Raw genomic sequence first — 13773 nt, 5'->3', positions numbered from 1 at the left:
CTATCTACTACTATGCGTAAAAAAATTAAGATCAATTATAGATTTGTTGGAGGGAACAGTATGTCTGCAAAATGGGAAAAGCAAGAAGGAAACCAAGGAGTACTTACAATTGAAGTAGAAGCTGCAAAAGTAAACGAAGGTTTGGACGCAGCATTCAAAAAAGTTGTGAAACAAGTGAACGTACCAGGATTCCGTAAAGGGAAAATGCCTCGCGGAATGTTCGAAAAACGTTTTGGTGTAGAATCACTTTACCAAGATGCATTAGATTTCATCTTACCTGAAGCATATGCAAAAGCAATCGAAGAAACAGGAATCGATCCAATCGACCGTCCTGAAATCGATGTCGAGCAAATGGAAAAAGGAAAAGACCTGATCTTCACTGCTAAAGTACAAGTGAAACCAGAAGTGAAACTTGGCGAATACAAAGGTCTTGAAGTTGAAAAAATGGAAACAGAAGTAACAGCTGAGGACGTTGAAGCAGAACTTACTTCACTTCAAGAAAAACAAGCTGAGCTTGCTGTCAAAGAAGATGGGAAAGCTGAAGAAGGCGACACAGTGACAATGGATTTCGAAGGATTCGTTGACGGTGAAGCATTCGAAGGCGGCCAAGCTGAGAACTACTCACTTGAATTAGGTTCTGGTCAGTTCATCCCAGGATTTGAAGAGCAACTGGTTGGTGTTGCAGCAGGAGAAGAGAAAGAAGTAGAAGTAAACTTCCCTGAGGAATACCATGCAGCTGAACTTGCTGGCAAGCCTGCTACATTCAAAGTAAAAGTTCACGAAATCAAAGCGAAAGAACTTCCGGCACTTGATGATGAGTTCGCAAAAGACGCTGACGAAGAAGTTGGAACGCTTGCTGAACTAAAAGAAAAAATCGAAAAACGCCTTCAAGAGTCTAAAAAGAACGAAGCTGAAACAGCGGTTCGTGAAACTCTTGTAAATAAAGCTTCTGACAACGCTGAAGTTGAAATCCCAGAAGTAATGGTAACAGCTGAAGTGGACCGCATGATGCAGGAGTTCGGTCAACGCCTTCAAATGCAAGGTATGAACCTTGACCTTTACTTCCAATTCTCTGGTCAAACAGAAGAAGATCTTCGCAGTCAAATGACAGAAGACGCTGGCAAACGCGTTCGCACAAACTTAACACTTGAAGCAATCGCAGCAGCGGAAAACCTTGAAGTGACAGACGAAGAAGCAGAAGAAGAAGTAAACAAAATGGCTGAACAATACAACATGTCTGCTGACAACATCAAACAAGCACTAGGCGGCCTTGACACACTAAAAGCTGACCTTAAAGTTCGTAAAGCAGTAGAATTCCTTGTTGAAAACAGCAAAACTGTAGCATAATAAAAATAGCAAACAAGGCGCGAATCATTCGTGCCTTGTTTTGTACAATGAAGTAAAGAAACTCCATGGTTTTGGCTCATTCGTGAGAAACGGATGTTTCACACGCTTTTCAGCGCAGCTGAAAAGCAGCCATCATCATCAAAAGCGAAAGAGCAAACGAGCGTTTGCTCCATCGCTTTTGATGATGATGGCGTAAATGAGCCAAAACCACCATTACACCAAGCTTCATTCCAATATTTTACGAGCTCAAGAGTTTGCTCCAGACGTTTTTTGTTTCTGTGGCAAAATGAGCCAAAATACTATACTCTGTTGATTAAGAAACTTTCTCCATCAATTAAGAATAAGAACCACTATTTTTGGAAAAAGCTTATGAGACGGGGTTGCATTACTTTTCACCATGAACATACATAATCAGATTCCTTACATCACCTGACTTCAATTGGACAAAATAAACATTGGCAATGTAAAAGATTTGCTAAAATGCACAATACATAATAAGATGATTCTTAAGAATCGTATCAATTTCTTTACGAACATATAATATGATAAAATGCAGTACATAACTTTAGGTAATAGGGATGTAAGGAATCGTTCGTTTGATGAAACAGAGCACGATTTTATGAAGTTTTAACGAAGGGGTGAAAATCATTGTTTAAATTTAATGATGAAAAAGGGCAATTAAAATGTTCTTTTTGCGGAAAAACTCAAGATCAAGTTCGTAAACTAGTCGCTGGACCAGGTGTGTATATTTGTGATGAGTGCATCGAGCTTTGCACAGAAATCGTAGAAGAAGAGTTGGGTACAGAAGAAGAAGTAGAATTTAAAGACGTACCGAAACCACGTGAAATCCGTGAAATTCTCGACGAATACGTCATCGGACAGGACCAGGCGAAGAAATCACTTGCAGTAGCGGTTTATAACCATTACAAACGTATCAACTCCAGCAGTAAAGTCGATGACGTTGAATTGTCTAAGAGTAATATTGCTATGATTGGACCGACTGGTAGCGGGAAAACCCTCCTGGCCCAAACTCTGGCTCGTATTCTTAACGTTCCTTTCGCCATCGCGGACGCGACTTCTTTAACAGAAGCCGGTTACGTTGGGGAAGATGTAGAGAATATTCTATTGAAACTGATCCAGGCAGCTGACTACGATGTGGAAAAAGCTGAAAAAGGGATCATCTACATCGATGAAATCGATAAAGTGGCAAGAAAATCCGAAAATCCATCCATCACGAGAGATGTATCAGGTGAAGGGGTGCAACAAGCCCTCTTGAAAATTCTTGAAGGTACGGTAGCAAGCGTTCCACCACAAGGCGGACGCAAGCATCCTCACCAGGAATTCATTCAGATCGATACGTCCAATGTCCTATTCATTTGTGGTGGAGCATTCGACGGAATTGAACAAATCATCAAGCGCCGTTTAGGTCAAAAGGTAATCGGATTCGGTTCTGATCCTAAAAACGCTGATGTGAAAGAAGATAAGTCCCTACTTTCTAAAGTTGTTCCTGAAGACTTATTGAGATTCGGATTGATTCCGGAATTCATCGGTCGTTTACCGGTCATTTCAAGCCTTGAGCCTCTTGATGAAGAAGCACTGGTTGAAATCCTGACTAAACCTAAAAACGCATTGGTCAAACAATACCAAAAAATGCTTGAACTGGATGATGTCGAGCTTGAGTTCACAGAAGATGCCCTGCTTGAAATCTCTAAAAAAGCAATTGAGCGTAAAACAGGTGCACGTGGACTGCGTTCCATCATCGAAACCATGATGCTCGATGTGATGTTCGATCTTCCTTCACGTGATGATATTAAAAAATGTATCATTACGAAAGAGACGATCCTTGAAGATGCAGCCCCTCACTTAATGCTTGAGGATGGCACCATGATCGATCCAAACGAAGAAAAGACATCAGCTTAATAGCTTAACGTAAAGCCGGGAATGATCCTTCATTCCCGGCTTTTTTTACGACTGAAGTGATAGAAAGGAGACGGGACGGTTGGACAATAAGAAAACCAAGGTGGCCATTAGCTGGAGTGGCGGGAAAGACGGGTGTCTGGCTTTGTATCGTACGTTAAAAGCCGGCAAAAAAGTAGAGTGTCTTGTTTCTATGGTTTCAGAAAAATATGAACGGAATCATGCTCACGGTCTCAGATTGGATATTCTCGAGCATCAGGCAAAAGCCGTGGGTATTCCGCTGGTACTTGTGAATTCCGGAGATGATTATGAGCGTTCCCTCATCGGGGCATTATCAGATTTAAAGCAGGATAGGGGTGTGGATGAAATCGTCTTTGGAAGCTTATATGCAGAAGAAGATCGAAAGTGGAATGAAGAAGTGGCAATGAAAGCGGGTTTGAAACCCTCATTTCCCGTATGGATTTCGAAGGGAGAAAGCAGTCAACTACTGAAAGAATTCATCACACTTGGATTCTCTGCAGTCATATGCAGGGCTTCAGACAAAGTATTCGATTCATCATGGGCCGGCAGAATGCTCGATTGGGAATTTTTCGAAAGCATTCACAATAAGCAAGACTGCTGCGTCATGGGAGAAGCGGGTGAATACCACACCTTCGTCATGGACGGTCCAATCTTCTCAAAAAAAATTCACCTAGAAAAATTAGGCGTGGTCTTAAACTCAGGACTCTGGTCATTGGATATAGAGGATTGTCAATTATTAGAGAAAAAGGGTGGAATTGACTGTATTAGTTAATGAAATATCCCTTTTTGAACCATCTCATCACCGAATTTTTTTTGTTTATTCCCACAAGGTCAAGGAGATACTAACCGATAACAACTTGTATCTACTTGGAGGGAGACGAATGAGCTTTACAAGCATCGCTTTATTCATCCAATTATTCTTCGGAATCATCATTGGATTGTACTTCTGGAATCTGTTGAAAAACCAGCGAACGCAAAAAGTTTCCATTGACCGTGAATCAAAAAAGGAGATGGAAGAACTCCGAAAGATGAGGTCCATTTCACTGACTGAACCCCTTGCCGAAAAGGTAAGACCCTCAAGCTTTGAAGATATTGTCGGACAGGAAGATGGCATCAAAGCATTAAAAGCAGCGATATGCAGTCCGAATCCACAGCATGTCATCATTTACGGACCGCCCGGTGTCGGAAAAACGGCAGCAGCCCGTTTGGTCCTGGAAGAAGCAAAGAAAAATATGAAATCCCCATTCAGATCTTCTGCCGTTTTTGTTGAATTGGATGCCACCACGGCACGATTCGATGAACGGGGGATTGCCGATCCGCTGATTGGTTCCGTCCATGATCCCATCTATCAAGGGGCAGGAGCCATGGGACAAGCCGGGATTCCGCAGCCGAAACAAGGGGCTGTGACGAATGCCCATGGAGGCGTATTGTTCATTGATGAAATCGGGGAATTGCACCCCATTCAATTGAATAAGCTCTTAAAAGTGTTAGAAGATCGCAGGGTGTTCCTTGAGAGTGCCTATTACAATGAAGAAAATCATCAAATTCCCACCCATATACATGATATTTTCAAAAACGGCCTTCCGGCTGATTTCCGCTTGATCGGTGCCACCACCCGTACACCGAATGAATTGCCTCCGGCGATCCGCTCCAGATGCATGGAAGTTTTCTTCCGGGAGCTAGAGCATGATGAAGTGAAGAAGGTAGCGGCAGGAGCCGTTGAGAAGGTAGAAATGACGATCAGTGACAAAGGTCTCGAAACCCTTGCATCTTATGCGCGCAACGGACGTGAAGCAGTCAATATGGTCCAGATAGCCGCTGGGGTTGCCATCACAGAAAATAGAAAAGAAATTTATGATCATGAGCTCGAATGGATCATTCAATCCAGTCAGCTTTCCCCTCGCTATCAGAAAAAAATCAATGAAGAGGCAACGATTGGTCTGGTCAATGGGTTAGCCGTGACAGGACCGAATACGGGTTCTCTACTTGAAATTGAAGTAAATGTGATTCCGGCAGTCGATAAGGGCACCATCAATGTGACGGGAATCGTGGAAGAAGAGAGCATCGGTGATCGGAGTAAATCCATCAGAAGAAAAAGTATGGCGAAAGGATCGATCGAGAATGTGATCACCGTCCTTCGTTCCATGGGAGTACCTGCCGATCAGTATGATATCCATGTGAACTTTCCAGGCGGGGTGCCGGTCGACGGTCCTTCTGCAGGGATTGCCATGGCTCTTGGGATCTATTCGGCCATTTACCGGATTCCCATCAAGCATACAATTGCCGTCACAGGTGAAATCAGTATACATGGATCTGTTAAGCCTGTCGGTGGGGTATATCCTAAGGTGAAAGGTGCGAAGCTAGCCGGTGCGACCATGGCCATCATTCCTTACGACAACCAGCAGGCGATGTTAAAAGAGATAGAAGGAATCGAAGTGGTCCCAGTCAAACAGCTCAAGGAAGTTCTTGATCTCGCCTTGATGAAGGATCACGTATCGTCACCCGATCTCGCACCTGAACAAAATAAGAAAAGTGTATAGACTGTTGACCGATTCGGGTCTATCCGAATCGGTTTGTTTTTGAATGGGGAGAACAGGAATAAGAGCAGCATGCCTTGAATAAAGTTGTAAATACCTATTTAATAGACACTCCCTAGTAAATAAGTTAGAATTGTACAAAGACTAGAGAAGCATAATTCGGAGGTGTTATATGTGGCAAAACAAAATAATTTAACGGTTCCCCTCCTTCCATTAAGAGGCTTACTTGTGTATCCAACAATGGTCTTGCATTTAGATGTTGGACGTGAGCGCTCCGTTCAAGCTTTAGAAAAAGCGATGATGGATGATCATTTAATTTTCTTAACGACTCAAAGAGATATGAATATAGATGAGCCAACACAGGAAGATTTTTACGAAATGGGAACATTGACAAAGGTTAAGCAAATGCTTAAACTGCCAAACGGGACCATCAGAGTGTTGGTTGAGGGAATGAATCGGGCGTCCATCACTTCATTCACTGAGCAAAAAGATTTCTACGAAGTTACGGTGAAGGAATTTCATGATTCTGAAGGGAAGGAATCGGAAACAGACGCCTTGATGAGGACGTTACTCAATTATTTCGAACAATACATAAAGCTATCAAAGAAAGTATCAGCCGAAACGTATTCAACCGTTTCAGATATTGAAGAACCGGGAAGGCTTGCGGATATCGTCGCATCCCATCTGCCCCTCAAAATGAAGGAAAAACAAAACGTCCTGGAAACGCTCGATATTAAGAAGCGGCTTCAAATGGTGATCGAAACGATCAACAATGAAAAAGAAGTGCTGAGCTTAGAGAAAAAAATCGGGCAGCGTGTCAAACGTTCGATGGAAAGAACCCAGAAAGAGTATTATCTTCGGGAGCAAATGAAAGCCATTCAAAAAGAGTTGGGTGACAAAGAAGGTAAAACGGGTGAAATTGAAGATTTAACTTCAAAGATCGAACAGGCCAATATGCCTGAAGAAGTGGAACTTACGGCATTAAAGGAGCTCGCACGCTATGAGAAAGTGCCTTCAAGCTCTGCTGAAAGCTCTGTGATTCGCAATTACATCGAGTGGCTTGTTTCTTTACCATGGTCCACCGAAACAGAAGATCAATTGGACATCAAGCGTTCTGAACAGATATTAAACCGGGATCATTACGGTCTTGAAAAGGTCAAGGAAAGGGTTCTTGAATATCTTGCCGTTCAGCAGCTGACTCAATCCCTGAAAGGACCCATTCTGTGTTTGGCCGGACCTCCAGGTGTCGGGAAAACGAGCTTGGCCCGTTCCGTGGCTGAATCACTGGGTCGGAATTTTGTACGCATCTCCCTTGGGGGCGTCCGTGATGAATCCGAAATCAGGGGGCACAGACGTACGTATGTAGGCGCCATGCCCGGCAGGATCATCCGCGGGATGAAAAAGGCAGGTACGATCAATCCTGTGTTCCTTCTCGATGAAATCGATAAAATGTCCAGTGATTTCAGGGGAGATCCTTCTTCTGCAATGCTTGAGGTACTGGATCCAGAACAAAATTCAAACTTCAGTGATCACTATATTGAAGAGACATACGACTTGTCAAAAGTGATGTTCATTGCAACGGCCAATGACCTATCCACCATACCGGGACCACTCCGGGACAGGATGGAAATCATTACGATTGCCGGTTATACGGAGCTTGAAAAGTTAAACATTGCGAAGCATCATTTACTGGAAAAGCAAATCAAAGACCATGGATTGACCAAATCCAAGCTTCAGGTGAGAGATGAAGCGATCGTTGATATCGTCCGTTATTATACCAGGGAAGCCGGTGTAAGGAGCCTGGAGAGACAATTGGCCGCTCTTTGCAGAAAAACGGCGAAGATCATCGTTTCAGGTGATAAGAAGAGAGTCGTGATCACTTCAAGCAATATAGAAGAGTTCCTCGGAAAGAGGAAATTCCGTTACGGGCAGGCAGAAATAGAAAATCAGATCGGTGTATCAACTGGCCTTGCCTATACGACGGTCGGCGGGGATACCCTTCAAATCGAAGTATCCCTTGCACCGGGTAAAGGGAAGCTTGTCCTGACCGGGAAACTGGGAGACGTCATGAAGGAGTCTGCTCAAACAGCCTTCAGCTACGTACGTTCGAAGGCGGGGGAACTTGGGATCGATGAGAATTTCCACGAGAAACACGATATTCATATCCACGTTCCCGAAGGAGCAGTCCCGAAAGACGGTCCTTCAGCCGGGATCACGATCACGACGGCACTCGTATCTGCCCTGACAGGGAAATACGTGAACCGTGAAGTGGGGATGACAGGAGAAATGACCCTGAGAGGAAGAGTCCTTCCAATCGGAGGAGTGAAAGAAAAAACATTAAGTGCTCATCGTGCCGGAATTAAAACGATTATCCTTCCGAAAGATAATGAAAAGGATATAGATGATATTCCTGAAAGTGTGAGGGGAGAATTAACGTTCATCCTTGTATCCCACATCGATGAAGTCTTAGAGAAAGCATTAGTAGGTGAAAAGAAGTGAAAGTAAATCAAGTTGAGCTAGTCATCAGTGCGGTCAGGCCTGAACAATATCCTGGCGATATCCTTCCTGAGTTTGCCTTAGCGGGGCGCTCGAACGTAGGGAAATCCTCATTCATCAATAAAATGATCGGCAGGAAGAGCATGGCGAGGATTTCATCCAAGCCTGGTAAAACCCAGACGCTGAACTTTTATAAAATAGAAGAAACCCTCTATTATGTAGATGTTCCCGGTTACGGTTTTGCCAAAGTATCCAAAACGGAGCGGGAAGCTTGGGGAAAGATGATTGAAACCTACATCACTTCCCGTGAGCAGCTAAGGGCGGTCATCCTGATCGTGGACCTTCGTCATGCCCCGACCAAAGATGATGTGATGATGTATGATTTCCTCAAGCATCACGGGCTTCCATGTATCGTCATTGCCACCAAAGCGGACAAGATCCCGAAAGGCAAATGGCAGAAGCACCTGAAAGTCACAAGAGAAACCCTGAACATGGACAGCGAAGACGATCTTATCATGTTCTCTTCTGAAACAGGCCTTGGAAAAGACAAAGCCTGGGACGCCATCAAATCGTATTATAAATGATCTTGTAAAAACCGATTTCCATTTATGGAGGTCGGTTCTTTTTTTACTGAAAAGTAGTCATAAAGAAGGTCTACCGAAGTCCGTATAAGGTTTTTTGGCCTATAGGATGAAAGGATATGAAAGGAAATGAAAGGATAGGGACGCATATGTATCCATATCAAAGCTGAATGGGGTTCATCCATCAAAATGGATAATTATAAGCTGTGGAAGCTATATTTGAATTTTGAGAATTTTCTCTTTTGTTGATAAAATTATGAAAGATTAAAAATATTACAAGCTACATAAGGGGGACTCTAGACAGTGAAGAATTTGAAAAGCCTGGTCATATTAGTACTAGCTGCACTTCTTTTATCCGCTTGCGGAGACAAAGCTACTACAGAGAGTGGTGCGAAGTTAGTGGAGGAAGGCAAATTCGTTTATGCAGCTTCCGGTGAATTCAAGCCATTCAGTGTGACGAATGACGATGGAACCATGTCAGGTTTCGATATTGAAGTGGCAGAAGCCGTTGCGAAAGAAATGGGTCTTGAACCCGAGCAGAAGAAATTTAAATTTGCAGGAATTGTAGAAGGGGTCAAATCCGGACGTTTCGACGCGGCGGTAGCCAGTCATACGATCACGGAAGATCGTTTGAAGGAAGTAGACTTCTCAACTCCTTATTATTATTCAGGTCCACAGATTTTCGTCCGTAAAGACAGTGATGTTGAAACCCTGGATGATTTGAAGGACAAGGAAATTGCTGTATCAAAGGGATCGACGTACTCAGATACTGCAAAGGAAGTAACGGACAAAATTCAGGCATATGATAGTGACGTTGTGGCACTTGAAGCGTTAAACAAAGGAAAACATGATGCCGTCATCACAGACTTCATTACAGGTAAAGAAGCGATTGCTTCTGGCCTCAACATCGAAGCACGTGAACTGATCGGACGCAGTGAGCAGGCGATTGCCGTCAGTAAAGACAATGAAAAGCTATTGAAGGAAGTCAATCAAGCTCTTGAAGCATTAAGAGAAGACGGTACATTGAAGAAAATCAGTGAAAAATATTTCAAAACAGATATTACATCAGATCCCGAGAAAGAGTAAGAGCAGCATGACACAGAGCGAATGTGCTTCTATGCGCATTCGCTTTTTGTCTTAAAGTGGAAAAAATCGAACGGAGGGAAGTCCATGCACTTTTTAGAAACCTTTGCAGGTACATATGATGTTTTTCTGAAAGGGATGCTGTTAACATTCCAGTTAACCTTTGTTTCTGTCCTGATTGCGATTGTGATCGGTCTGTTTTTCGCTTTCCTGAAGATTTCAGGGATCAAGCCTTTGTCCCTGATTGCGGATTTATACATTTTCGTTGTAAGGGGTACACCATTAATCGTTCAAATCTTCATTTTCTATTTCGGTTTGACCTCATTGAATATTTCAGGCTTCTGGTCGGTCGTTATGGGTCTTGCTTTCCATAACGGGGCTTATATCGCAGAGATCTTCCGGGGAGCCATTCAGTCCATCGACAAAGGGCAAATGGAAGCGGGGCGTTCCCTTGGGATGTCCCTTGGATTGTCCATGAGAAGGATCATCCTTCCACAGGCATTCAGGCGTGCTCTGCCGCCCCTGGGTAATCAATTCATCATTGCATTGAAGGACTCATCCCTTGCTTCATTCATCGGGATGTTCGAATTGTTCAGCGTGGCAACGACACTCGGATCGAATAATTTTGATTATATGACCTATTTGCTCGTCGTAGCGATTTATTACCTGGTTCTTGTCTTACTATTCTCAACGATTGTCAATGTAATTGAAAAACGTATGTCCATCAGTGATTAAGAATGACGCAGGAGGGATGAGTATGAGTCAGGAAATGATTAAAGTAGAAAAATTAAATAAATCCTTTGGTGATTTGCATGTATTAAAGGACATTGATATCAGCGTAAGGGAAAGTGACGTGGTTTGCCTCATTGGGGCCAGTGGATCTGGGAAGAGTACACTGCTTCGCTGCTTGAACTTCCTTGAGCTGAAAGATAATGGGAAGGTTGTCATCGAAGGCGATGAAGTCAACCAGGATACCCATGATTTGAATAAAATCCGTCAAAAGGTAGGGATGGTGTTCCAGCATTTCTATCTTTTCCCCCACAAAACCGTATTGGAAAATGTGATGGAGGCACCGGTCTACGTAAAGGGTGTCTCTAAGGCGGAAGCAAGGAAGGATGCCAAAGAACTATTAAAGAAGGTCGGACTTGGGGACAAAGAAGATGTCTACCCGTCCAAGCTTTCCGGGGGACAGAAGCAGCGTGTCGCCATCGCCAGGGCCCTGGCGATGAAGCCGGATATAATGCTGTTCGATGAGCCCACCTCTGCACTTGATCCGGAATTGGTCGGTGAGGTACTCGCTACCATGAAGGAGCTTGCTTTAGAAGGGATGACGATGGTCGTCGTGACACATGAAATGGGATTTGCCCGTGAAGTGGCCGACTGGGTCGTCTATATGCATGATGGACGCATCGTCGAAGTGGGACCCCCTCAGGAATTATTCCATTCTCCAAAAGAACAGAGGACGAGAGAATTTTTGGACTCGGTTCTCTAATAAATGTAAAAAAGCCCGGATGCGATTCCGGGCTTTTTCACGTTTTGCCTACTTTTTTCTTACAAATAATAAATAGACACCGATACCGATAATGATAATGGGCCAGAATTCCCACGCGCTTCCCACGCTTCCTTCAATGAAACCGAACCATCGCACCACTTTATCAGAGAATAGGAGAATGATAGAGAGTGTCAGAAAGAGCACTCCTTGAAATAAGCCGGCGCGTGTCTTCTGATATCTGAGAAGAAAACCGAGGGCGATGATGAGGATGAAGGTCCCCATATGATCCGGCCAAACGTCAAGCTTGTTGACCACATGGAAATGCAGGCCGAATCCGACCAGGATCGTACCGGGAAGGATGGCTTCATAATCCCGTCCCCCGTATCCCTGACCGAGAAACGCGAGTCCGACAATGATAAGCAAAGTGGGCCAGGTGAAAAACTCCTGAAATAATACAATGTTCGCTTGTTGTAAGTAAAAGTAAGCTCCAAAGCCAATTAAGATGATTCCGGGGAATATTCGCTGCTGTTTCATTCTTTGCCTCCTGAAAATTAGTAAAATTTCGGATTTAATTCCTATTTTTTAAGGGGAAATGACACATAATATGAAAAATCGATCCCTTTGTTCCGATGAATCGTGAGAAAGCTTTCCATTACTTGATTCTTTAGGCTTGTTTTGGTACCCTACATTAGTAGGCAAATGTCGAAATATAAAAGATTTAAGAAGAATTGAAAATGCTTTCAAGCTTCTTTCTTTCTTCTACTTAAATGTAATGATGAAAGTGATGTTTCGCAAGTCCCGGAAGAATCATTCGATTCTACCCCCTTAACTGTAGCACAGGTTTCAATTTCTGTTCACATTTCAGGGCCTGAGGACTTATTTGGACATGTTATAATAACAGTAATGATTTTACTTGGGGGTGTAGTGCATAGCATGTATACAATAGTCGTTGGTTTAAATTATAAAACGGCCCCTGTAGAGATTCGTGAGCGTTTATCTTTCAATGAAACTGATCTTCCTTTAGCCATGAAAACATTAAAGGAAAAGAAAAGCATCCTTGAAAATGTGATTGTTTCTACATGTAATAGAACGGAAGTTTATGCGGTAGTGGATCAGCTTCATACAGGTCGTTATTATATTAAAGAATTTTTATCTCAATGGTTTGATATAGATAAAGAGGAGTTCACACCTTATCTGTTCATTTATGAACAAGAAGGAGCGGTCGAACACCTGTTTAAGGTTGCCTGTGGATTGAACTCCATGGTCCTCGGGGAAACTCAGATTCTTGGTCAAATCCGTTCAAGCTTCCTGAATGCCCAGGAGTCGGGAGCGACGGGTACCGTATTTAATCATCTGTTCAAGCAGGCGGTGACGGTTGCGAAAAAGGGTCACTCGGAAACAGAGATTGGTTCCAATGCGGTATCAGTCAGCTATGCAGCCGTTGAATTGGCTAAAAAGGTATTCGGCAGCCTGGAGGGTAAGCATGTCCTCATACTTGGTGCAGGGAAGATGGGGGAGCTTGCCATCAAAAACCTTCATGGCAGTGGAGCCACCAAGGTGACCGTGATCAACCGTACGTATGAGAAGGCCCAAACCCTGGCAGAGCGTTTTAGCGGTAATGCGAAGACGATGCAGGAGCTTCAATGCGCCCTTGTAGAAGCGGATATCATGATCAGTTCTACAGGAGCAAAGGATTTTGTCATCACGAAAGAAATGATGTCCCATGTGGAAAGCATGAGGAAGGGCCGTCCTCTATTCATGGTGGACATTGCCGTACCGAGGGATCTAGACCCTGCGATCGGTCAGCTCGAGAGCGTATTCCTTTATGATATCGATGATCTGGAAGGCATCGTCCAGGCAAACCTTGCTGAACGCAAAAAAGCGGCAGAGCAAATTGAAATCATGATTGAAGCGGAAATCGTTGCGTTTAAAGAATGGTTGAATATGCTCGGTGTGGTTCCTGTCATCTCTGCCCTTAGGCAGAAGGCACTCTCCATCCAGGCAGATACGATGGAAAGCATCGAACGTAAAATGCCTGATTTAACCGATCGTGAACGTAAAGTTTTGAATAAGCACACGAAGAGTATCATCAATCAGTTATTAAAAGATCCGATCCTCCAGGCAAAGGAATTTGCCGGGCTGCCGGATGCTGAAGATAAGCTGGATTTATTCATCAACATTTTTAACATTGAACAAGAAGTGATAGAGCAGAAACAAGTGAAAGCAGCCAACGAAAAGACTGAGAGCAATCATGGCTTTACACCACAACCCTCTTTTCAAGCATAAGTGAGGTTAATGT

At 43.5% G+C, this 13773-nt stretch carries 11 protein-coding genes; 10 read left to right on the top strand and 1 reads right to left on the bottom strand.

Annotation, left to right across the window (positions count from 1 at the left end; translation table 11 throughout):
- Positions 1-60 precede the first annotated feature (60 nt).
- The 9 genes from tig (at position 61) to M1J35_RS18450 (ending at position 11474) form a co-directional block, all read left to right on the top strand.
- Complete coding sequence (tig, locus tag M1J35_RS18490) at positions 61-1347, top strand: trigger factor (protein WP_254651907.1); 1287 nt, start codon at positions 61-63, stop codon at positions 1345-1347.
- Positions 1348-1995: 648 nt separating this feature from the next.
- Complete coding sequence (gene clpX / locus M1J35_RS18485) at positions 1996-3267, top strand: ATP-dependent protease ATP-binding subunit ClpX (RefSeq protein WP_034757134.1); 1272 nt, start codon at positions 1996-1998, stop codon at positions 3265-3267.
- Between the two features lie 79 nt (positions 3268-3346).
- Positions 3347-4057, top strand: a complete 711-nt coding sequence (locus tag M1J35_RS18480) for a Dph6-related ATP pyrophosphatase (RefSeq protein ID WP_254651906.1) — start codon at positions 3347-3349, stop codon at positions 4055-4057.
- 109 nt (positions 4058-4166) lie between these two features.
- A complete protein-coding gene (lonB, locus tag M1J35_RS18475; protein ID WP_034757137.1) occupies positions 4167-5825 on the top strand; it encodes an ATP-dependent protease LonB in 1659 nt (552 codons plus the stop codon).
- A gap of 171 nt (positions 5826-5996) precedes the next feature.
- On the top strand, positions 5997-8321 hold the full coding sequence (gene lon / locus M1J35_RS18470; RefSeq protein WP_224519402.1) for an endopeptidase La: 2325 nt from the start codon (positions 5997-5999) through the stop codon (positions 8319-8321).
- On the top strand, positions 8318-8902 hold the full coding sequence (yihA, locus tag M1J35_RS18465) for a ribosome biogenesis GTP-binding protein YihA/YsxC (RefSeq protein WP_224519403.1): 585 nt from the start codon (positions 8318-8320) through the stop codon (positions 8900-8902). Before lon ends, yihA begins: the two co-directional genes overlap by 4 nt.
- A 300-nt stretch (positions 8903-9202) precedes the next feature.
- Entirely contained in the window at positions 9203-9985 is a 783-nt protein-coding gene (locus M1J35_RS18460) for a transporter substrate-binding domain-containing protein (RefSeq protein ID WP_224519404.1), read from the top strand.
- Between the two features lie 84 nt (positions 9986-10069).
- Positions 10070-10717 carry an amino acid ABC transporter permease gene (locus tag M1J35_RS18455; protein WP_034757145.1) on the top strand — a complete coding sequence of 216 codons (648 nt, stop codon included), beginning with the start codon at positions 10070-10072 and terminating at the stop codon, positions 10715-10717.
- A gap of 22 nt (positions 10718-10739) precedes the next feature.
- Positions 10740-11474, top strand: a complete 735-nt coding sequence (locus tag M1J35_RS18450; protein WP_034757147.1) for an amino acid ABC transporter ATP-binding protein — start codon at positions 10740-10742, stop codon at positions 11472-11474.
- 48 nt (positions 11475-11522) lie between these two features.
- Here the strand turns inward: M1J35_RS18450 and M1J35_RS18445 are convergent, their stop codons facing one another.
- Positions 11523-12008 (bottom strand): LiaI-LiaF-like domain-containing protein, encoded by a 486-nt coding sequence (locus M1J35_RS18445; RefSeq protein ID WP_034757150.1) that lies wholly within the window; start codon positions 12006-12008, stop codon positions 11523-11525.
- A 399-nt stretch (positions 12009-12407) separates the two neighbouring features.
- On the opposite strand from M1J35_RS18445, the gene hemA reads away from it, so the two are divergent.
- A complete protein-coding gene (gene hemA, locus M1J35_RS18440) occupies positions 12408-13760 on the top strand; it encodes a glutamyl-tRNA reductase (RefSeq protein WP_224519405.1) in 1353 nt (450 codons plus the stop codon).
- Positions 13761-13773: the final 13 nt, after the last annotated feature.

The organism is Rossellomorea sp. KS-H15a (assembly GCF_024195245.1).
GTDB lineage: Bacteria > Bacillota > Bacilli > Bacillales > Bacillaceae_B > Rossellomorea > Rossellomorea vietnamensis.
Note: the sequence above shows the minus strand (reverse complement) of the source record. Positions and strands in the feature narration are given on the sequence as shown.